This window comes from uncultured Methanobrevibacter sp., from assembly GCF_905235195.1.
In the GTDB taxonomy this organism is placed as follows: domain Archaea; phylum Methanobacteriota; class Methanobacteria; order Methanobacteriales; family Methanobacteriaceae; genus Methanarmilla.
Genome location: NZ_CAJOKH010000027.1, coordinates 22324 through 43908, shown reverse-complemented (window position 1 = coordinate 43908; position 21585 = coordinate 22324). Strand labels below are relative to the sequence as shown.

Sequence of the window (21585 nt, the reverse complement as noted above, 5' to 3'; positions counted from 1 at the left end):
ACAAACCTCCTTTTATTCATCTATTAAGCTTTTTAAGATTTTTACAGTTTCACTAGGATCAGCTTTACCTTTTGTAAGTCTCATCACCTGTCCAACTAAAAAGTTAATTGAATTTTTCTGACCTTCTTTATAATCAGTAACTGCTTTTGGATTTTCATCAATTGCTTGTTTTGCAGCTTCTAAAACCGCATCTTCTTGAACAATACCGATTAAACCTAATTCTTCACCAATTTCTTTAGGTGATTTTTCATTATTAGGCATTTTTTCTACAATTCTTTGACCAGCTTTTGTTGTAATTTCATTATTTTTAAGCAGGTTTATAATTTCAATTATATCGTCAGTTGAAATTCCACTGTTTGAAAAATCAAATTTATTATAGGTTAAAACTCTTTTAAGTTCATCTTTCATCCAGTAACCTGCAAATACAGGATCAACTTTAATTGCAACTTCTTCAAATGCATCAGCTAAATCAAGTTCTGAAGTTAAGGTTGTTGCAGTTTCCTCATCAAGATTATAATCTGCTATAAATCTTTTTGCTTTATTATGAGGAGCTTCTGGCATGGTTTTTGAAATTTCAACAACTTGTTCATCATATATTTCCATAGGTGGTAAATCGGGGTCTGGTATAAACCTATAATCATCAGCATTTTCTTTTGATCTCATGGATACGGTAATCATTTGTGATTCAAGGTAAGCTCTGGTTTCTTGTTTAATTTCCATACCTCTTTTCATAAGATTTTTTTGTCTTATTACTTCGAATTTTAATGCTTTGAATGCACCTTTAATAGAGTTGATGTTTTTCATTTCCACTCTGTTTCCTCCTTCAATGGAAACATTTACATCAGCTCTCATAGTACCTTCACCACGAGCTCCTCCACTATATTCTAAAACTCTGATTAATTGATTTAAGAAGTTACGAGCTTCTTCTGGAGAGTGAATATCTGGTTCTGTAACAATCTCAATTAATGGAATTCCTGAACGATTAAAATCCACAATACCTTTATCAGGTTTGAATTGACCTGGATCTTCTTCCATATGTATTTCTCTTATTCTTATACCATTTAATTCTCCTTCATATCCAATTGGAATAGAAGTTCTCTGATAACCTGAAGGTAAATCTGGATAATCATAATGTTTCCTCATAAAATAAGCTATATCTTTTTCAATATTACAGTTTAACATTAATGAAATCATTAAGGCATTTTCTAAAGCCTTTTCATTGGTTGGAAATGGTTTAGCTCCAGGTTGATTTAAGCATACTGGGCAAATATTAGTATTTGCCGGTGCTTCTTTATAATTAGTTGGACAATTACAGAATAACTTTGATTCAGTTTCAAGTTGTACGTGAATTTCAAGTCCACATTTCATATTAATAATAGTAATTCCTCCAAAACTTTTTTGGATATTTTAATAATCTTTTTATAAATTTGAATTTAGAAGATTTTAATTCTTATATTATAGTTAACTTTTATTTTATTTTATTAATAAATATTTCTTAAGATATTTTAAAATAAATTATATTAATATAGAAACCTTAGTAATATTGAAATTTTAAATTAAAAGTTCTTTATTTTCAAAACAAAGTATTTTTAATTGGTTTTTAGATTATATGTTTTGATTTTATCATATATTTTATATTTAAAAAAATTAGGATTATAATTTTAAAAATTAAATAGTAATCATTTTTTTTACTAATATTATCTTTTTTTTTTAATCATATTTATTTTTTAATGATTCATTAATATATCTTTTAATATATTTATCTAATTTCACGTCATATTGGCTTTTTTCAGGTCCTAATTTGTCTTTATCTGTAAATGTACCTTTGATATTTCTTCCACTCCATTTTATCTCTTCTTCGACTCGTTTACCATATTTAGTTCCAAACATTTTAAAAAGAGGAAATTTAGTTATACCATTAGCTCCACTTAATATTAAAATACCAATATTTGCTAAATTATCAGTCCATGTTCCACATATTATTTCAATTTTTGGAAATTGTATTCTAATTGTTGAGACAACTTCAGCATAATAAAGGGATGCCGGTTGTGTGGAATTTGAAAAAATAGTATCTTTATGAGGATTAAGAGAATAAAATATTACTCTATCAATTTTATGATCTTTAATATATTGGATTAAATAGTCTAAATCATCAAGGGTTTCACCAAGACCTAATATGATGGTAATTGCATTTTTAAAATTTAAGCTTTTAGACTTATCTAACATTTCACTAATATCTTCTAAAGGTTTACTTGGACATAATTTATCATGTAATAAGGGGGTTGCTGTTTCAACAGCACCAGTAATTCCATTAATTTCATTACCAAAAATATCTAATTCATTTGTAATTCCTGTATTAAGCCAGACCTTTTGACCAGTAATATCTTTAATATTAGAAGCAATGTCTCTAATTTCATCATTTTTAAAGCTTTCATACCCTCCAGATAAAAATTCTATATTCCAATCTAACCTTTTACACATTTCAGCTTCAGCTAATATATTTGGAATTCTTCTTTTTGCTTTAGTAGGGTCCTGAATTTTTTCTTTTTGTGTGCTCATATAGCAAAATGCACAATCTCCCTTATCACAATACCAAGATAGAAATATTGCTCTTTCAAGACTAATTGTGTTTGAATGATTTTTAAGACTTATTTCATTTGCTTTTTTAATTAAATCTAACACATTTGAACTATCTATTTTCTTATTATTCATATTATCTTAATTTTTTTATTTTCATTTTCTTTAATTATTATTTTTATTTTAATTATTTTATCTTTTAATTTTTTTTATTAATTAAATTTAATAAATTGTAATTATTTCCTTTTAATTTTTTATAATATTTTTTTAATATTTTTTTTCAATATTTTTTTATTTTTATATTTTTTAAAATTATAAATTTCCAATAAAAATCCATAAAAAAATATTTTCTTTTTTTAGCAAAATTAATTCTAAAAATTTATATTTTTGTTTAATATTCATTATAATGAATTAAATTTTAATTTAATTCAATATTTATCTTTATTTAAGATTTTTATGATTTATTTTTATTTTAAAATTTCAATTTCTAAATCTTTATATATGATAATATTCTAAGTTATTATAGTTATTAAATATTGTATTAACACGAGTTTTTTATTAAATTTTGTTGTTTAACAAAACCTTTATATACTATGCAATCATAAATCATTATGTCTTTGAAGTTTTGTAATTGACATCTTTGGATGTGCGGTTATGTTACTTGGTTGAGATGGGTTTTTTCCTATGCCATCGTAGCTCAGTAGGTAGAGCGTTCGGCTGTTAACCGATTGGTCACAGGTTCGAGCCCTGTCGATGGCGCTTTGGGCCCATAGCTTAGCCAGGTAGAGCGTCCGGCTCATAACCGGAAGGTCATGGGTTCGAACCCCATTGGGCCCATTACAAAATTTTAATAAGTTCTTTTTTCACATGCTCCGTTGGTGTAGTCCGGCCAATCATTCTGGCCTTTCGAGCCGGAGACTCGGGTTCGAATCCCGAACGGAGCATTTTTATTTTATGTTGATTTTTAAGGGGATTGTCTCTTTTTTTCCGATGCGGGGGTGCCCGAGCGGCCAAAGGGGACAGGCTTAGGACCTGTTGACGCAGGTCTACCAGGGTTCGAATCCCTGCTCCCGCATAATCTGCTTAAAATATTAATATTTTTCACTTGCCGGGGTAGGGTAGGCGGTCATCCTACGGGACTGTGGATCCTGTGACTCGGGTTCGAATCTCGGCCCCGGCCCCATGATTAAACTTATTTTTGTAATTTTTTCAGTTTTTATATTTTATTACTATTTAATTTTTTATGATATTTTCTCTTAACTTTGTTTAATTTTAGTTTAGTTTAATTTTAGTTTTGTTTTGTTTTGTTTAGTTTTATTAGTTTTATTTAGTTTAGTTTAATTTCAATGGTATTTTTTAGATTTTATCATGTTTAAATTTTTTATTTTTTTAAAAAACTTATAATATTATGATTTATAATATTTTATGCTTTTATCTTTTTTTAATAATTCAGAAAACATAATCTATTTTTTTTATTTTAGCTATTTTAATAAATAGATTTATAATATTTAAAAAATTAAATTAATATTAATTACTTATTTACTAGATTACTTTAAATTAATTGAATAATAAAATTAAAATGGTAATATTATGCCTAAGAAAGGTTCAGCTGAAGAAAGGGATTTAGTACATAAATTATGGGATAGAAATTTTGCTGCTATGAGGGCTCCTGCTTCTGGTGGTGCAACAAAAAGGCCACTTCCAGATGTTGTTGCAGGAAATGGTCAATTATATCTTGCAATTGAAGTTAAAACCACTATAAAAGATAAACTTTATATTGACTATCCTCAAATCGATGCTCTTGTGGAATTTTGTGAAATTTTTGGTGCATCCCCTTATTTAGGAGTTAAGTTCAAATACACTAAATGGTTATTTTTACCTCCAGATAAAATTGAAAGAACTAAGAAAAATAATTATAAAGTTGAAAAAAACTATGCATTAGAACATGGTTTTGAAATTGATGAAATTACTGGTTTAGATAAACAAGTTAAATTCCAATAATTTTCTTTATAATCATTGTTTTTATCTTAATTTCATCTATTTTTAATATAAATTCCTTATTTTAAAAATAATTTATTTAGCTTTATTCAAAATTTATTTATTTTATACAAACATTTAAATATTATTTATAATATAATATTTCATGTTGTCAGATATATTGGCAATTTAATTGTATGGGGTTATAGTGTAACCTGGCATCATCTGGGACTCCAGTTGTCTTTGAAGAAAATTAACGCGTAGTCTGACAGTATAAATTGATACTAGTGATGATCAATTGGAGTACTGAGACAAGAGAAATCCCAGGATCGGGGTTCAAATCCCTGTGACCCCACTTTTTTATAAACTTTTTTATTATTATTATTATTATTTAAAGTGTTTAATAACTATTTTTTTATTATAACTTTATTTAATTAAAATAAATTTGTAATAGATTTGATTAATAAAATTCTGATTTTTATTAAAATTCATATATTCAAATCAATAATTAAGCTAAAAAATATATAATTAAAAACTTTAATGTTTTATTAGTAAAAATAAGTAAGTTATTATAAAGTTTAAAGTTTTATTTCGTAAAAATAGTTAGTAAAAGGTTTAAAATTTCATTATTTAAAATAACTAAGTTTTAAGAACTTTAAAATTTTATTATAAAAAAATTTAAAAAGTCATTAAAAAATTTTAACTAAATTATTAATGGCTTTATGATTTAAATAATATAAAATAAATAATTTAATAAATAAAAGTACTAAGTAAATATTATTCAAATTTCCTTTCTGTTCGTTTTATTGCGTCTCTTTTTACAAGAATTGAAATTTTTTCACCTTTTGTTAAAAGGTCATCTTGTTTTGGAATTTCTAATTTTCCATCTTCATATGTTGCAATAATAATATAATCGTCATCAGGTGAAACTTCATATATTTGTTTACCAATTACTTTGTTATTTGTAATAATCATATCTAGAATTTCAGCGTCACCTTGGCCAAAAGCAGTTAAATCTGCAACATTTGGTCTTGTAATAATTTTTTCTAAATATCCTGCTGCAGTTCGCTCTGGGTTAATAACTTCGTCAATTCCTATTTTTTTAAATGCCTCTTCGTAATCTGGATTACTTACACGTGAAATAATTTTTGGAATTCCGTATTCTCTTACAAGAATACAACTAAGTAAATTTGTCTCATCATTACCTGTTGTTGCAACAAAGAAATCTGCTTCTTGAATATTTGCTTCTTCTAAAATTTTAATATCAGTACCACTACCACATATTACTAATGCATCTAACTCTGTTGATGCATTACTAGCTAATACTTCATTATTTTCTAAAAGTGTAATATCATATCCGTCATCTATAAGCAAAGATGCTAGTGAAAGACCTACACGCCCTCCACCCACAATAATTACATACATAATAACACCTATTACAAAATTAAATTTATTTTTTAATTATTATAATTTATATTATAAATATATTATAATTTTACATATAATAGTTTGTATAAAATTTTATTCACATCTTTTTTTAAAACTTTCTTTTTTTTAAAATAGTAATATTAAAAGAATTTAGGCTTTTTCAGTATTGTTAATATTTATTTGTTTTAAACATTCTTTTTGTGTTTTCTATTTATTTTTATTAAATCGTAAAGACCGTAAATACTTACTAATATTGGTATTATTTCAAGTCTTCCAACCCACATATCAAAAATTAATACAAGTTTAACTAATACTGGTAATCCTGGATTTGTCAAACCTGAACTTAAACCACTGTTACCTATTGCAGATGTAATCTCAAATAATGCGTTGAAATCATTGTAACCATATCCCATTAAAACAATCCAACTTAAAAGTATGATTATTAAATATAAGATAATGTAAGAACTTGCTTCTTTTGTATCTTTATCTGTAATTGATTTTCCTTGGATTTTAACCGGGAATTTTCGTCCTTCTGGAGATAAAATTCCTATGACAGTTTGACCCAATGATTTTATTACAGTTATAACACGGATAATTTTTACTCCACCTACAGTAGATCCACTTGAAGCTCCAATAATCATAAGCAATAATACAATTAAAAGGTTTATTCTTGCCCAGTTCATCATAATATTTGATGGAACGGTATTTGCTCCTGTACTGGTGATAGCAGATATTATTGTAAATAAAATATCAATATTCATTATTCTGGTTAATCCGTAAATTATAATTAAACTTACTAATATTAAAAAAATCATAGTTTTAAATTGTATATCTCTAATTAAGGATTTTCCTTTTGTAAAATATATTTTGTAATGGACTGGGAAACTTATAGCACCTATTATCATTATAAGCATGCTAATAATGTAGATTATATTGTTATGGTAAAAACCAATATTTTGATTTTTAATACTCATTCCTCCAGTACATATCATGGAGAAACACAGGTTTACAGAATCAAATAAGGGCATTCCTGCAAGTACATACAAAAAAATTCCAAATAATGTATAAATTAAATAGATTTCAATTGTTTTGTTCATGGTATTTACAATACTTGGTTTTATACGCTCTTCTCTTGCTTCAGACTTGTAAAGTTTGCTTGCTGCATTACCTGATCTTATAAGTATTCCAATTGCAATAATTACAATTCCAAGACCTCCTAACCATCCTTCAAAACTTCTTAAAAATAGTATTGATTTTGGCAGAGCCTCAATATTTGTAAAAACAGTTAATCCAGTACCGGTCCACATTGACATATTTTCAAAGATTCCATCAATCAATGGGAGTTTTAATATTATAAACATTAAAAGACTACCTAAAATACTTGCCCATAACCATGCAAGTGAAGAAATTATCATTGCGTGTTTCAATCTCATTTTTGATGATACAATCGGAATCTTATTAAAAATAGTTCCAAGTATTAAAGAAAAGATACTGACTAATATAAATCCAAAAATGCAATTAAACTCTCTATAAAGGATTGCAATTATTATTGGTATTAAAAAAGCAACTCCTACTGCTTGCATTACTTTTCCAAGGTAATGGAAAATGATTTTACAGTCATTAAAATTTATATATTTCATTTTTATCTATTTTAAAATTATATATGATAATATTTAAATCTTATCTATTTTTTTATAAATTATATATATAAATGTTTTAAATAATCTAATATTCTTTATTTATTTCCAATTTGGATATTATTTAAGTTTAATCTATTATAAAACATTTTTATTATAGATACCTTTTGCAGTGCCTTAAAAATTATATTTAATAATCTATTCTCACATAATTTTTTTAAAGACTTAGATAATTTTAAATAAATATATATATAAATTGAGAGTATAAATAATTATTAATTAATTTTAAACTTTTATAAATTAACATAATTTATTTTTAAAGTTTTTAATTTTACTATTAAAATTTATTTAATAGTATTTGAAGAGATGGTTTTAAATTATTTATTTATTTATTCATTTTAAAAATTTTGATTTTAAAACATTTTAATTTAATATTTGAAGCTTTGATAATAGGGTTTTATAATGAAATATAAGTCTTTAATCTTTTTAGTCTTTGGATTATTAATATTGCTTGTAATGATATACTTTGTAGGTGTAGATAAAGTTATGTACGCCTTTCAATATGCTAATGTTTATTATGTTTTACTTGCAGTATTAATTCAATTTCTTGTTTATGGTTTATTTACACTAAGATGGCAATTAATCAATAAATCTGTTAATATTAATCTAAGTTTTCAAAAAACTTTTCCAATGCTCATGTTAAGTTTAGCAGTTAACAATATTACTCCTAGTGGTCGTGGTGGGGGAGAACCTGTTAGAGCATATGTCTTAACAAAAGAAACAGGTATTCCATTTGAATCATCATTTGCAACTGTTATTGTTGATAGAGCAATGGATACATTGCCTTTTATTTTACTTGCACTTTTAACAATTGTAGGTTTAATAATCCACGATACTCTTAGTTTAACAGTTGTCATATTCTTAACTATAGCTGTTATAATTGTTGTTGCAGTTGTTTTTGCTATTGTTTACATGTCTATTAATGATAGATTTGGGGCTAAAGTTACAAAATGGCTTGTTTGGTTACTTCACAAGTTTTCCAAGAAAAATACAGAAACTCGAGAAAAAAGATTAGTTGAAGCTATTGTTGGTTTTCAGGATTCAATGCGTTTAATGGTAAAAGATAAAAACTTATTATACAAAGCTTTTCCAATATCATTTTTAATATGGATTTTGGAAATTACAAGGGTATGTTTAATATTTATGGCATTTGGTTATCCAGTATCACCTATAATGATTGGTGAGGTATTTATTTTATCTGTACTTATAGGATTTATTCCAATATTGCCTGGGGGTGTAGGTATTATTGATGGAACTATGATTGTATTCTTTGCATCTACAGGTATACCATCTAATATTGGCGCTGCTGCAACATTAGTTGAAAGATTAATTTCTTTTTGGATGACAACATTTATTGGTGCCCTTACAATACCTTATTACGGCGTGAATGTATTAGATGGAAATGCTGAGAAAGAAGAGGAAACTCCTAATGTATCCACATTAGAAGATCAAAATGAGGCTATAAAGAATATTAAATCATTAAATAAGAATTTGAAAAAATAAAATCACACTTTTTTTATTTTTTATTTTTACTTTTTTTATTAAACTTATAATCGGCTGATTTATTTTATATGCTTCGTCATTAAAATTTTAATCTAAATAGGTTATATCTTTATTTTATTTATTAATTTTTTAATTTTTATCACTGAATTTTAATTTTAAGTAATTTTTTTAAAAATAAATAATCATAAATAAATAGAAAACTTTATTTTATTATTAAAATATATTTAAAATTATAAGATTATATTCTATAATCTAATTTAAATTAGGTGAAATAATGGAAAATAATGGTGTAGAAATTGAAGATACCTTTGCTGAAGGTTTTGGAATAAAAGTCTCAAGAATTATTATAACTGCTGCTACTAAACATTTAGCAGAAATTACAGCTACTGAAGCTACAGGATATGCTTGTTCTGTAATTGGATGTCCTGCAGAAGCAGGTATTGATACTTATGTACCTCCAACTAAATCTCCTGATGGAAGACCAGGTTTTGCTATTATGATTTGTCATATGTCTAAAAAAGCTTTAGATGAAGAAATCATGAATAGGATTGGTCAATGTGTTTTAACTGCTCCTACTGCAGCAGCTTTTAATGCTCTTGATGGGGAAGACTCATTTGCTACTGGAAGCAAACTTAAGTTCTTTGGTGACGGATACCAATCTGAAAAAGAAATGGATGGAAGAAAAATGCATGTTATTCCTATTATGTCCGGTGAATTCTTAGTAGAAGATACTATGGGATTCAAAGATGGTGTTGCTGGAGGAAACTTCTTTATCATGGCAGATAGTCAACTTTCAGCTGTAGTAGCTGCTGAAATTGCTGCTGATGCTATTAAAGCTGTTCCAGGTGTAATAACTCCTTTCCCTGGTGGAATGGTTGCTTCTGGTTCTAAAGTTGGTTCTAAATATAAATTTTTAAGTGCTTCTACCAATGAAAAAGAATGTGTAACTTTAAAAGATGTTGTTGACACTGAATTACCTGATGATGTTTTTGGTATGGTTGAAATCGTTATTGATGGTGTCGATGAAGAATCTGTTAGAGCTGCAATGAAAGCAGGTATTGAAGCTGCTTGTACTGCACATGGTGTTTTAAAAATTGGTGCAGGAAACTATGGTGGGGATTTAGGTCCTTACCAAATCAAATTAAAAGAATTATAATAGTTGTATAAATCTATAACTATTTTTCTTACTTTTTTTTACTTTTTAGATTATATTATTATTTCTAATTAATGTTTGATTTTTTTTATTCGGATATTTTTTTATTTAGTATTACTTATTTTTATTAATATTTATTATTCTTCCGTATACTCTATTTGATTTATTCTTTTGTTATTTATATTTAATATTTCTTTATCAGTAAGGTTTACTCCATAAATCAAATTATTTGCTTTTAATTCTTTTATAGCTTCTTCTAATGCTTTAAAATTAGCCCACTTATTAATTGTGAAGTTATTCAATTTGATAATTTTTCTATACTGTTTAAGGCATTTTGAAGTTTTATTTTTTAATTTGTTTTAAGATATTCAATTAAATCTTCTTTAGTTTTAAACCCTACATCAATAGTAAAAGGTTTTTAAATTCCTGGAAAGTGATATTCAATCATTTCAATTGCACAGTCATGTTTTAAATGAATATAAATTCCTTCTTCAAATTGTCCCCTTTTTCTTGAATCTGTAATCCTTATTAGATTAGGTTTTACAGCGGATAAAAATATTTCTGTTTCCCCACTTGTTTCTGGAGATATGACTTTATTTGCACCTGCATTATATAATCTTTCAATGTTTTCTTTTTTACTTGCTCTTGAAACAATCCATATTATCCCTTTTTCTATTCATCTCACTTGCCTTCTTTTTATTTCATTAGAAACATTTTCAAAAATAGTACTAAATATATAAGTAATAATTTCTATCCCTAATAATGATAAAGTTAAAGTAAATATTTTTGCCATATATGTTGTAGGGTGTTTATCTCCATATCCTACGGTTTCAACAGTAATAACCGTATAATAAATGGAATCAATACTATTTAGTTTTAGAATAATCATAGAACAATAATTCCATAAATAAATACAATTAAACTAAATACTAATCCTATTATTATAAAACTATGATTTTTCAGTATAAATTTTAAATTATCTTTTTTTAAAGGCAATTTACACCTTTTTAATCAATTTTTTTTATAGAATTAATGTCATTTATAAATTAACTTAAAAAATTATTAATTTAAGTGTATATATTGTTTAATAGTTTATACTTATTTATTTTTATAATAATAATAAATAATATATTTAATTAATATTTCATTTAAAAAAATATTCAATAATATTTTATTTCAAATAAACATTTTTAAATAATTTTTTTTAAAAATTCTTTAATTTTAATATTATAAATATTATATAAGTACTATAATGAGTATTATAATAAATATTATAATAAATATTATAATAAGTATTGTTTATATGGTATGATATTTAGTTTTAAAGGTCTAAATATATTATAATGGTGAGATAATGAATCCGATAGATATGGAAGCAACAGATTTAAATTGTGAATATTTAGGTATTAATAGGATTTGTTTAATGGAATCAGCAGGAAAATCCTTAGCAGATGAGATTGCTAAAATTGTAACCTATAATTATTCCTATCCAATTAAAATTTTACTATTTGCAGGTTCTGGAGGTAATGGTGGAGATTGTTTTGTAGCATCAAGATATTTGTTAAATAGGGGATTTGAAGTTGAAATATATTCATTAAATACTCTTGATAATATTAAATCAAAAGATGCAAAGGCAAATTTAGAAGTACTTTTAAATATGCAACCTAGAATTTCCTCACTTAAAATTCATTATATAAATGATTTAGCTGATTTTGATAATATTGATTTAGAGGGTGAGGCAGTACTTGTTGACGGAATACTTGGAACGGGTATTAAAGGCAAATTAAGAGATAAAGCGCGTAGGGCAATAGAAACAATAAACAATGCAAAAGGAATTAAAATTGCTGTTGATGTTCCTTCAGGCCTGGATCCATTAACAGGTGAGGTATATGATTTGTCAATCAAAGCCGATTATACTATAACATTCCATAGAATAAAAACAGGTGTTAAAATAGCAAATGAGGATATTGTAGGAGGCATTGTTACTTGTGATATTGGTATCCCATTAGAGGCTGAAATATTTGTTGGATATGGAGACTTGGTTAAAATTCAAAACAGATTGCCTTCTTCTTATAAAGGAGTTCATGGTAAAATATTAATTATTGGAGGAAGTAATGATTATTCAGGGGCTCCAGCTATTTCAGGAATGTCTGCAATATCTTCTGGTACTGATTTAGTCTATGTGGCTTGTCCAAATTCTGCAAGTTTACCGATTAAATCCTTATCTCCTGATTTAATCGTTAAAGGTTTAAGTGGAGATTACCTGTCAAGTGAACATTTAGATGATATTCTAGAACTTGTAGATGGTGTTGATGCAGTTTTAATTGGTCCCGGTTCATCAATTAATGATGAAACTGCTAAATTATTTAATATACTTGTACATAAAATTAAGAAACCAATTGTTTTAGATGCTGATGCTTTAAAACTTGTCGATATAAAATTAATCAAGGATAGAGAGGATATTATTCTTACTCCTCATTTATTTGAATTTAAAACATTCTTTAATAGTGTAATTAATAATAAGGGTATTGATTTAGATTCTATTAATAATTTGTCTCAGGATTTAGACTATGTATCTATCAATAATCAAATTGAATCTATACAAAATATTACAAAATCTGTTAAGTCAACTGTTGTTTTAAAAGGTAAATATGATTTAGTTTTAAAGGGTAATCAATTTAGAATCAATAAAACAGGTAATCCTGGTATGACTGTTGGAGGTACGGGTGATGCATTATCTGGTATTGCTGTAAGTTTACTTTCACAGGGATTAAATACTTTTGATGCAGCAGCTCTTGCACTTTACTTAAATGGTAGGGCAGGAGATTTAGCATTTAATAAACAAGGGTATGGATTTTCAGCAAGTGATATTACTGAGTATCTTGGTGCATTAATGGCAAATATAATTAAATAGTGTAATTAGGGGTAAAATGTCAAAATATTTAAAAGCTATTTTTAAAAGTAGACCTAACCGTTTTATAGCTATTTGTGAACTTGAAGGTGTAGAAGTTAAAGCTCATGTTCCAAATACTGGCCGATGTAAGGAGCTGTTAATTGAGGGAGTTGAAGTTTTTCTTCGTGTAAGTGACAATCCTAAACGTAAGACAAAATACTCTCTAATTTTTGTTGTAAACAAGGGTGAGCTAGTTTCTTTACACTCTCAAGATGCAAATAGGGTCGTTTTTGAAGCAATCAATGAAGGTAAAATAAAAGAGCTTCAAGGTTACAGTGAAATTTCATCTGAAAAAACTTTCCATAATTCTAGAATAGATATTTATCTTAAAAAAACATTAAATGATGGATCTCTAGAGGATTGTTATTGTGAGGTAAAAGGGGTAACCTTAATTAAAGATGGTATTGCACAGTTTCCAGATGCACCTACTGAAAGAGGTTCTAAACATTTAAGGGAACTTTTAAAACTTAAAAAAGAAGGTCATAGAGCTGTTGTATTCTTTTTAATACAACATCCTGCAGGAGACTACTTTAGACCTAATTGGGAAAATGATCCTCAATTTGCCGAAACATTAAAAAGAGTTAATAGTGAAGGTGTTGAAATATTAGTTTATAAATCTATTAATACTTTAGATGAGGTTAAAATTGATGATAAGTCTTTAGACTTTAGTTTAGATAAATAGATTTTATAAATCAAGAATTTGGGAAAATACTTCTCCTATAGGCTGATTTATTACAAGATTTGCCATATAATCATATGGGGTTTCACTTTTATTAATTAAAATTAGATTTTTTCCATTAAAATATTGTATTAGGCTACTTGCAGGATTCACCACAAGTGATGTTCCTCCAATTATTAGAGTATCACAATGGCTTATATGGTCAATTGAAATGTTCATAATGGTTCTATTTAATGGTTCTTCATAAAGAACCACATCAGGTTTAATTATTCCTCCACATTCGCATCTAGGAATTCCTTCATTTTCTATAATCGTTTCAATCCCATAACTTTTATTACAACCTGTACAAAAATTTCTATAAACACTTCCATGAAGTTCGAAGACATTTTCACTTCCAGCCTTCTGGTGTAGACCATCAATATTTTGTGTAATAATTGCCTTTAATTTACCCATATCTTCTAATTTTTTTAGTCCTATATGACAATTATTAGGTTTGGCATCTTTAAAGATAAGATTTTCTCTATAAAAATTGTAAAATTCTTCTGTATGGTTTATAAAATATGTATGTGAGACTATTTCTTCTGGAGAAAGTAAATTTTTAGTCTTTTGATTATAGATTCCATTTGCACTTCTAAAATCCGGTATTCCACTTTCAGTTGAAACTCCTGCACCACCAAAAAATACAATTTTTTTGGAATTTTCAATTATTTTAGCCAAATTATTTATTCTTTCATTTGAATCCATAATTTTACCTTTTTTATTATTTTTTATTATAAATAATAATTTTATTGATTTATAATAATATATAAAAATATTTAAATCAATAGTAGTCCTTAAAAATAATTTATTGGATGTAAATCATTAAAAATAAAAATAAAAAAAGAAATAAAGTTTAAAAATTATAAATTAAGTTTTTGATAGTTTAGACCTTGTAAGTTATGGTATTTAATCATACCTTCAACTTCTTTTTGATCAGTCTCTTTGTCTTCAAAGGTAATTTGTTCAACACTATGTATGCTGAAAGGTGATTTTCTAGTTAATGGTTGGATGGAACCTTTGAATAATTTCATAACAACTTTTCCAGATACTCTTCTTTGCATTTGGTCAATTGCCTGATCAAGATCATCCCTTAATGGTTCTTGCCACATTGCTTTGTATACTAAATCTGCATATAATGTACTCATATATTCTGCAAATCTTAGCTCATCTACAGTTAAAACTAATTCTTCTAAAGCTTTATGAGCAGAAATTAGTAATTTTGCTCCAGGAACTTCATAATTTTCTCTAGATTTAAAACCTACAATTCTGTTTTCAATAATGTCAACTCTACCAATTCCATTATCTCCAGCTATTTTATTAGCTTTCCAGATTAAATCTACTAAGGACATCATTTCTCCATTTATTGCAATTGGAATTCCTTCTTCAAATTCAATTGTAACTTTTTGAGGTGTATCATTTGCATCTTCAAGAGATTTGGTCCATTCGTATATTTCTTCAGGTGGTTCATTACAGGGATCTTCTAATATATCTCCTTCAATACTTCTTCCCCAAATATTTATATCAATACTATAAATTTTATCACTTGGAAGTGGAAGATTATGTTCTTTTGCATATGCAATTTCCTCAGTTCTTGTTAAGTTCAATTCTCTAATTGGAGCAATAACTTTAAGGTCACTCATTGAATTAATTATAGCTTCAAATCTAAATTGGTCATTACCTTTTCCAGTACAACCATGTGCAATTGCAGTTGCTCCTTCTTTTTCAGCTATTTCAATAATTTTCATTGCAATTAATGGTCTTGCAAGTGCAGTACTTAATGGGTAACCTTCATATTCCGCATTAGCTTTTATTCCTTTTGAAATGTATTCATTTGCAAATTCTTCTTTTGCATCAATAACATAATGTTTTCCATGATTTAAATTATCTGCAGAATTTTGAGATTTATTAATTTCTTCTTCAGGTTGACCAACATCAACACATGCGGTAATAACTTCATAATTATATTCCTCTTCTAATAATTTTACACAAACAGTAGTGTCTAAACCTCCACTGAATGCAAGAACTACTTTCTCCATCTAATCACCTATGTAAATTTATTATGGTATTTTTAAGTATTTAAAAACTGATTATATAAAAATAAGTTTTATATTATTTATATTTTATTTATTATATAAAAATATAAGTTAGAATGATTTCTTAATATTATTCAATTTATTTATTAAATTATAATTCTCTTCTTTTTCGATTTTTAAACTTAAATATTTTTATATATTTTTTTAAATAGTATTATAAAAAATCATTTAGATTAATTTAAATAGGATACTTTCAAAATTTATAATAGAAAAGAATTTTTTCTAAAAAGAGTTTCAATGTATTTTAAATTTTATTGTAAATTAATTATTTTTTTAAAATTTAAGATGTAACTATCTATAATGTAAATTTTTTATTAATTTTTGGAGTTTTTATAATGGATGCAGATAAATTATTAATTCAAAAGTTTAATAATCAAACTTTGGTTAATGATTTTGATATTAAGTTATTAAAGTCTTCAGATTTTTATGGAGGTTATATTTCTGCAAATAAAAGATTATATAAGGAAATTCCAAATAATGCTTTTTTTAAAAATATTTTAAAAGAATCAATTAAGGGTGTACCACTAGTAAAAATAGGTAGTACTGGTGAAAAGCTTATGGTGGTAAGTGGAGTACATGGTAATGAACTACCTCCACAACTTGCAAGTTTATATTTAATAAATTATTTATTGTCTCAAGAACTAAATGGGACTATTTATGTAATTCCTTTTGTTGCACCTAATGCAACAATGCATAATTCCAGATCTTTTAAGAGCATGGATTTAAATAGGTCAACTCTTGTTGAAGGTTCTTTAACCAATATTATATTTAAATTGATTAAATCTCAAAATATTAAAGCAGTTGGTGATTTTCATTCTACTGGTGTTAATAGTACTCCCGGTATTGAAGCTGTTTTCTCATCATTAAATCCAACAGCTGAAAGTTATAATATTGGCCAGTTTATCTCAAAAAATATTGGATGTAAATTATTAAATTATCCTAAAGCAGGAGACAATTATAACGGTGCACTTGAAGATGAATGTAATTTGGCGAGTATTCCTTCTGTTACCTGTGAAGTTTTATCTCCTTTTGGCTATCTAAAAAAAGGAGCATATCAACGTTCATTACTCCAGATGTATAGTTTCTTATCATATTTTGATGTTTTTAAATAAGTGATTTATATTAATTAATTTTATATTTCATAGAGTTATACTTATTAAACTTATATTTCAAGAGTTATACTTATTAAACTTATATTTCATAGAGTTATACTTATTAAACTTATATTTCATAGAGTTATACTTATTAAACTTATATTTCATAGAGTTATATTTATCAAATTTATATTTAATAGATATTTTTCATGAAATTTTATTATTAATCTGTTTTTATCAAATATTAGATTTCATAAGCTCTAGGCTAATAATATTTAAATACTAATTTAAAACCTAATTAATGAAAGTTTAAAATAATATTTTTTTTTAAAATATAGTTTATTGGTATTTAAGTGATTTCATGTCTGATTATAAGATTCACAGTATTGTTGCATTAGTATTAGCTTTATTATTTTTCCAAAATCCTATAGCTATTGCTTTAACATTAATTGGTGGAAATATTCCAGATAATGATCATAAAATAAAAATGGATAATGTTTATAGACTTATTATAATAGGCCTTTTAATTTTTATAGCTTTCTATATTCTTAAATTACCTTATTCTTTGGGAATTTTAATATGCCTTCTAGGTTTAATATTTTATTTTTCTTCTCATCGAGGATTTACCCATTCCATTTTTGGGATTTCACTTATTACAATTATCTTATTTTTTATAATAAAATTAGGATATAATATTATTTTAAAATTAAATATACTAAATTCCTTTTCTTATGTTAATTTAGTTTCAATTAGTATATGTATAATTTTTATTTCTTTATTTTCCATTAATAAAAAATTATTACCTCTATTTATTATATTATTTTTATTAGCTGTATTTTTATATCCTGCTAGTTTTAATGAACTTTTAATTTTTTCATCAATTTTTTTAGGTTTATTATCTCATAGTATTGTTGATTTATTTTCACCTGCAGGTGTTAAGCTTTTCTTACCATTATATAATAAAAAATTTCATAAAAAAATGGCAACAGTACTTTTAATAATTCTAATTTTAACCGCCATTGTAAAGTATGGGGTATATTTCCATTATTTTAATATTGGTTTTTTACACAGAATTTAAATAAGAAATAAAAAAAATATTAAGTAAAATATTCCGTTCTTCCTATTTAATCTCAGAATTATCTATATTAATATATGAGAAATTCAATTCGAAAAGTCTGTAGTAATCAAATGAATATTTGAAGGTTTTTAAATTTTTAATATACTCAAATTGTGATAGTTTTTCATTTTCAAATGGATTATATGCATTTCCTTCATGAATTAATCGGATTATTGTTTGATCTTTATTATTTATAATTGAAATATCAATTTTATTTATGTTTTTTTCTTCATTGAAAATATTTTTAGCTATGCATTCTAGTGATTTTGTAATAATTAAATAATCACGGCTAAATATTGATTCAATGCTTTTTATAATCTCTTTATTTGATTTTTGCATAGAAGCATCTAGTTCTTCAAAAGTTCCTCTTGTAATTGTCCAGTAGATTGATTCTGAATCTTGAACCATTAACAAGGTATTTACAAAGCTGTCTTTATCTTTTCTTTTATACTTTCTTACTAAAAGAGGATATATGGATGTTGTAACTATTTCAGATAATGTAATGGCAATCCAAATACCAATTCCTGCATATTGGCTAATACATAGAGGTAGAAAAATTAGAGGACACGCAAATTCCTCCATAAAATTCATAATCGCTGAAATGTTAAATTTGGATATTGATTGAGTATAGTTTATAAGTATTAAACAGAGGTTTTTGCCAATTAATCCAATACTTGTGAGGATTATTGTTGTTGTAACAATTTTTTGTTGATTTAATGAAGTTATACTGAATAATTTAAGTAGTATTTCTGGATAAATAATGAGTATACTGCTTATTACAAGAGTTACTATTAAAACATACCCAACACTTTTTTTCATGATAAATTTTACAGCAGGGTAATCATTTTCATTGTAAAATAGAGTTATTATTGGATTAGCAGCATTCATTATTCCTGTTATTGTTAAATAAAAAATTGTTGCAACATTATCATATACCAGATATGCTAAAAGACCAGATGTACCTAAAAACGTAGCACATAAATAAAGAATAACGGATGTTTTAACAGTGAGGAATATTCTTCCGATTAATTCAGGAGTGGAATGTAAAGCGCTTATTGTAAATTGTATGAAATCCTTAAATGAAATTTTACTTAAGGATACTAACTTAAAACTTGCATCTTTTTTGAAATAATATCTTGAAATGTAAATTGCACTTATTAAATATCCTATAACTAATGCAAGTGCAATGCTTGTAATTGTTGGTTCAAGCAGTTTGTATAATACGAAATCTAAAATTATGTTTAAAATATTTGCAATAAGTATTGCCCGTAATGTTAATTTTGCTTCTCCGTCAGATTTTATAAAAAATGAAAGAACTTTAATATATGTATTTAATATGAAAAAACCTGTTATTATTAACAGATAGGTTTTACTTATAATGAATATTTCTTTAGGAGTATTTAGGGCATGTAAAAGGAAATCTGCAAAAATGAATATAAAAATAGAATATACAAAACTGACAAGCACGCTTCCAATTATTGATAATGTAAAATATTTATTTGTTTTCTCATAATCAAATTCATTTTTAGCTTTTAAACTTAGTATGCTTCCTCCATTTCCATATAATGTGTATATACATCCTATTAAAAAAAGAAAAGGAGTAACAATATTTATTGCTGGTAGGTATAAACTTCCTAAAAGAAATCCAATTATTATGGTGTCTAATACTGTACCTATTTTATCTGATAGTTGTACTAAAATAGTAGATACTAAAATACTTTTATATTTATTATTTAAAAATTTATATTCTCTATACATATTTTTATACAATATTCTTATTTCATTAATATTAACTTTAAATGCCATCTTATTTATTTTTTTCTACTATCTGTGATGTGAAAAATTTAACTGATAAAATTTTATTTAAATATTAAAACACTATTTTCCATCAATTTAGATTATTTGATTTTATTTATCTTTTAGCATCGGTTGATTTTTGAATATTAATTTCATTTTTCTAGGAAATTAGTCTATAAATTAATCCTAATTTTGAATTCATCTTTTTTTTCGATTAGTTAATAAAATTTTAATATTAAAATAATGTAAATTTTGTTGATAGTTTATAAAATTTATGAATAATACTTTTTTGTCTAAAAAAAATTGTATAAAAACTAAAATAGAAATATAAAATTTATCGTTGATTACTATATACAAAAAATATGTAAATAACTAAAATAAACAAAATATAATAAAAAATAGCTAAATTAAATAAAAATGAACACTTATTAAAACTCAATTATCGCTAAAAATCCCAATATTTATAAATATTTTGTCCAACAATCTAAATTATGTAATTTTTAGTATAAGTTAATCATAGTAAGATGTTAAATCACTAAATCCCTTGTTTTTATTTACATTTAAATTTATTTTTAAATTAAAGTCATTTTTTAATTTAACAAATTTATTATTAGTGTGCTTAGAATTTGACAAAAAATATATAAAAAATAATATTAAAATAGTTGCTTACAATACAAAAACTTAACACCTTATTTAATTATTAAGGAGGTTATATAGTGGTCTTAGAAATAGAAAAAACATACGAGTTAATTGGTGATATTCCATTTATGAAATTATATGAAGCAAAAATTATTGATAATTTAGTTAAAACATTTAATCTTACAAATTTATTGGAATTGGGATTTTATCATGGTGTTTCTTCATGTTACATGGCTTCTACATTAAAAGAAATCGGCAAAGGTCATTTAACTACTATTGATTTACATTGTGCTAAAGATCAATATTCTCCAAATATCGAACAATTACTTGAAAAATGTGACTTAAGAGAATATGTTACAATTTATTATGAAAATTCTTATAATTGGAGATTAATGAAATTTATACAAGAAAACCCCGATCCTATTTTTGATTTTTGTTTTATTGATGGAGCTCATGATTGGTATACTGACGCATTAGCATTTTCATTAGTTGATAAGTTATTAAAACCTGGTGGTTGGATAATCTTTGATGATATTAATTGGACATTCGCAGAATGTAATGAGATGAAACATTTTGACTATGTTAAAAATATGCCATTTGAAGAAAAAACTATTCCTCATATTAAATTAATATTTGAATTGTTGGTTCAAAGAAATCCTAATTATTGTAACTTTGCTGTATTTAATAATGGATGGGGTATTGCTCAAAAAAAGCCTTAATAGAATTTAATTCTTTTAATTTTTGATTTTTTCATTAAAGATAATATAAATTCTAGAATTTCCAATTATTTTAACAATATAACTGTTTTTTGTTTAATCTTTTATAATTTTGCATTTCTG

At 25.4% G+C, this 21585-nt stretch carries 17 protein-coding genes and 6 tRNA genes; 14 read left to right on the top strand and 9 right to left on the bottom strand.

The annotated features are described in order from the left end of the window. Positions 1-12: 12 nt before the first annotated feature. Together gatB and QZ146_RS04310 are read right to left on the bottom strand one after the other, a co-directional pair. Positions 13-1368 carry an Asp-tRNA(Asn)/Glu-tRNA(Gln) amidotransferase subunit GatB gene (gene gatB / locus QZ146_RS04315; RefSeq protein ID WP_295722423.1) on the bottom strand — a complete coding sequence of 452 codons (1356 nt, stop codon included), beginning with the start codon at positions 1366-1368 and terminating at the stop codon, positions 13-15. Positions 1369-1710: 342 nt separating this feature from the next. Next, positions 1711-2712: a radical SAM protein gene (locus QZ146_RS04310; protein ID WP_295722422.1), complete on the bottom strand. Its 1002-nt coding sequence runs from the start codon at positions 2710-2712 to the stop codon at positions 1711-1713. A gap of 551 nt (positions 2713-3263) precedes the next feature. On the opposite strand from QZ146_RS04310, the gene QZ146_RS04305 reads away from it, so the two are divergent. The 7 genes from QZ146_RS04305 (at position 3264) to QZ146_RS04275 (ending at position 4909) form a co-directional block, all read left to right on the top strand. Then, positions 3264-3336, top strand: a tRNA-Asn gene (locus tag QZ146_RS04305). Positions 3337-3340: 4 nt separating this feature from the next. Next, positions 3341-3414 (top strand) — tRNA-Ile (locus tag QZ146_RS04300). A gap of 32 nt (positions 3415-3446) precedes the next feature. Further along, positions 3447-3521: transfer RNA gene (locus tag QZ146_RS04295), tRNA-Glu, on the top strand. Between the two features lie 48 nt (positions 3522-3569). Next, positions 3570-3652, top strand: a tRNA-Leu gene (locus QZ146_RS04290). Between the two features lie 32 nt (positions 3653-3684). Then, positions 3685-3760, top strand: a tRNA-His gene (locus tag QZ146_RS04285). 407 nt (positions 3761-4167) lie between these two features. Continuing rightward, positions 4168-4578: a Holliday junction resolvase Hjc gene (gene hjc / locus QZ146_RS04280; protein WP_295722421.1), complete on the top strand. Its 411-nt coding sequence runs from the start codon at positions 4168-4170 to the stop codon at positions 4576-4578. Between the two features lie 175 nt (positions 4579-4753). Then, a tRNA-Trp gene (locus QZ146_RS04275) sits at positions 4754-4909 on the top strand. 422 nt (positions 4910-5331) lie between these two features. On the opposite strand, the gene QZ146_RS04270 is transcribed toward QZ146_RS04275, so the two are convergent. Together QZ146_RS04270 and QZ146_RS04265 are read right to left on the bottom strand one after the other, a co-directional pair. Then, positions 5332-5979, bottom strand: coding sequence for a TrkA family potassium uptake protein (locus tag QZ146_RS04270; protein WP_295722420.1), 648 nt, complete (start codon positions 5977-5979; stop codon positions 5332-5334). A gap of 188 nt (positions 5980-6167) precedes the next feature. Further along, a complete protein-coding gene (locus QZ146_RS04265; RefSeq protein WP_295722419.1) occupies positions 6168-7622 on the bottom strand; it encodes a TrkH family potassium uptake protein in 1455 nt (484 codons plus the stop codon). Between the two features lie 459 nt (positions 7623-8081). Between QZ146_RS04265 and QZ146_RS04260 the strand changes: the two genes are divergently transcribed. Further along, positions 8082-9182, top strand: coding sequence for a UPF0104 family protein (locus QZ146_RS04260; protein ID WP_295722418.1), 1101 nt, complete (start codon positions 8082-8084; stop codon positions 9180-9182). A 274-nt stretch (positions 9183-9456) separates the two neighbouring features. Next, a complete protein-coding gene (fhcD, locus tag QZ146_RS04255; RefSeq protein WP_295722417.1) occupies positions 9457-10338 on the top strand; it encodes a formylmethanofuran--tetrahydromethanopterin N-formyltransferase in 882 nt (293 codons plus the stop codon). 134 nt (positions 10339-10472) lie between these two features. Here fhcD and QZ146_RS04250 read toward each other — a convergent pair whose 3' ends face one another. Together QZ146_RS04250 and QZ146_RS04245 are read right to left on the bottom strand one after the other, a co-directional pair. Beyond that, positions 10473-10637 (bottom strand): hypothetical protein, encoded by a 165-nt coding sequence (locus QZ146_RS04250; RefSeq protein ID WP_295722416.1) that lies wholly within the window; start codon positions 10635-10637, stop codon positions 10473-10475. 374 nt (positions 10638-11011) lie between these two features. Beyond that, on the bottom strand, positions 11012-11224 hold the full coding sequence (locus QZ146_RS04245; protein ID WP_365316577.1) for a potassium channel family protein: 213 nt from the start codon (positions 11222-11224) through the stop codon (positions 11012-11014). Positions 11225-11689: 465 nt separating this feature from the next. Here QZ146_RS04245 and QZ146_RS04240 point away from each other — a divergent pair, with 465 nt between their 5' ends. Together QZ146_RS04240 and sfsA are read left to right on the top strand one after the other, a co-directional pair. After that, positions 11690-13249 carry an NAD(P)H-hydrate dehydratase gene (locus QZ146_RS04240; protein WP_295722415.1) on the top strand — a complete coding sequence of 520 codons (1560 nt, stop codon included), beginning with the start codon at positions 11690-11692 and terminating at the stop codon, positions 13247-13249. Positions 13250-13265: 16 nt separating this feature from the next. Next, positions 13266-13970 (top strand): DNA/RNA nuclease SfsA, encoded by a 705-nt coding sequence (sfsA, locus tag QZ146_RS04235; protein WP_295722414.1) that lies wholly within the window; start codon positions 13266-13268, stop codon positions 13968-13970. A gap of 3 nt (positions 13971-13973) precedes the next feature. On the opposite strand, the gene QZ146_RS04230 is transcribed toward sfsA, so the two are convergent. Next, the gene (locus QZ146_RS04230) at positions 13974-14711 is read right to left on the bottom strand and encodes an NAD-dependent protein deacylase (protein ID WP_295722413.1); all 738 of its coding nucleotides are present in this window, start codon (positions 14709-14711) and stop codon (positions 13974-13976) included. A gap of 155 nt (positions 14712-14866) precedes the next feature. Continuing rightward, complete coding sequence (locus QZ146_RS04225; protein ID WP_295722412.1) at positions 14867-16042, bottom strand: argininosuccinate synthase; 1176 nt, start codon at positions 16040-16042, stop codon at positions 14867-14869. A 392-nt stretch (positions 16043-16434) separates the two neighbouring features. Between QZ146_RS04225 and QZ146_RS04220 the strand changes: the two genes are divergently transcribed. Both QZ146_RS04220 and QZ146_RS04215 read left to right on the top strand, forming a co-directional pair. Continuing rightward, positions 16435-17211 (top strand): succinylglutamate desuccinylase/aspartoacylase family protein, encoded by a 777-nt coding sequence (locus tag QZ146_RS04220; RefSeq protein ID WP_295722411.1) that lies wholly within the window; start codon positions 16435-16437, stop codon positions 17209-17211. 343 nt (positions 17212-17554) lie between these two features. After that, positions 17555-18271: a metal-dependent hydrolase gene (locus tag QZ146_RS04215; RefSeq protein WP_295722410.1), complete on the top strand. Its 717-nt coding sequence runs from the start codon at positions 17555-17557 to the stop codon at positions 18269-18271. A 42-nt stretch (positions 18272-18313) separates the two neighbouring features. Here QZ146_RS04215 and QZ146_RS04210 read toward each other — a convergent pair whose 3' ends face one another. Beyond that, positions 18314-20116: an MATE family efflux transporter gene (locus QZ146_RS04210; RefSeq protein WP_295722409.1), complete on the bottom strand. Its 1803-nt coding sequence runs from the start codon at positions 20114-20116 to the stop codon at positions 18314-18316. Positions 20117-20823: 707 nt separating this feature from the next. On the opposite strand from QZ146_RS04210, the gene QZ146_RS04205 reads away from it, so the two are divergent. Beyond that, a complete protein-coding gene (locus QZ146_RS04205; protein ID WP_295722408.1) occupies positions 20824-21465 on the top strand; it encodes a class I SAM-dependent methyltransferase in 642 nt (213 codons plus the stop codon). Positions 21466-21585 lie beyond the last annotated feature (120 nt).

Coding starts and splice junctions, on each gene's coding strand:
- gatB (WP_295722423.1), bottom strand. CDS start 1,368: ATGAAATGTGGACTTGAAATTCACGTACAACTTGAAACTGAATCAAAG.
- QZ146_RS04310 (WP_295722422.1), bottom strand. CDS start 2,712: ATGAATAATAAGAAAATAGATAGTTCAAATGTGTTAGATTTAATTAAA.
- hjc (WP_295722421.1), top strand. CDS start 4,168: ATGCCTAAGAAAGGTTCAGCTGAAGAAAGGGATTTAGTACATAAATTA.
- QZ146_RS04270 (WP_295722420.1), bottom strand. CDS start 5,979: ATGTATGTAATTATTGTGGGTGGAGGGCGTGTAGGTCTTTCACTAGCA.
- QZ146_RS04265 (WP_295722419.1), bottom strand. CDS start 7,622: ATGAAATATATAAATTTTAATGACTGTAAAATCATTTTCCATTACCTT.
- QZ146_RS04260 (WP_295722418.1), top strand. CDS start 8,082: ATGAAATATAAGTCTTTAATCTTTTTAGTCTTTGGATTATTAATATTG.
- fhcD (WP_295722417.1), top strand. CDS start 9,457: ATGGAAAATAATGGTGTAGAAATTGAAGATACCTTTGCTGAAGGTTTT.
- QZ146_RS04245 (WP_365316577.1), bottom strand. CDS start 11,224: ATGATTATTCTAAAACTAAATAGTATTGATTCCATTTATTATACGGTT.
- QZ146_RS04240 (WP_295722415.1), top strand. CDS start 11,690: ATGAATCCGATAGATATGGAAGCAACAGATTTAAATTGTGAATATTTA.
- sfsA (WP_295722414.1), top strand. CDS start 13,266: ATGTCAAAATATTTAAAAGCTATTTTTAAAAGTAGACCTAACCGTTTT.
- QZ146_RS04230 (WP_295722413.1), bottom strand. CDS start 14,711: ATGGATTCAAATGAAAGAATAAATAATTTGGCTAAAATAATTGAAAAT.
- QZ146_RS04225 (WP_295722412.1), bottom strand. CDS start 16,042: ATGGAGAAAGTAGTTCTTGCATTCAGTGGAGGTTTAGACACTACTGTT.
- QZ146_RS04220 (WP_295722411.1), top strand. CDS start 16,435: ATGGATGCAGATAAATTATTAATTCAAAAGTTTAATAATCAAACTTTG.
- QZ146_RS04215 (WP_295722410.1), top strand. CDS start 17,555: ATGTCTGATTATAAGATTCACAGTATTGTTGCATTAGTATTAGCTTTA.
- QZ146_RS04210 (WP_295722409.1), bottom strand. CDS start 20,116: ATGGCATTTAAAGTTAATATTAATGAAATAAGAATATTGTATAAAAAT.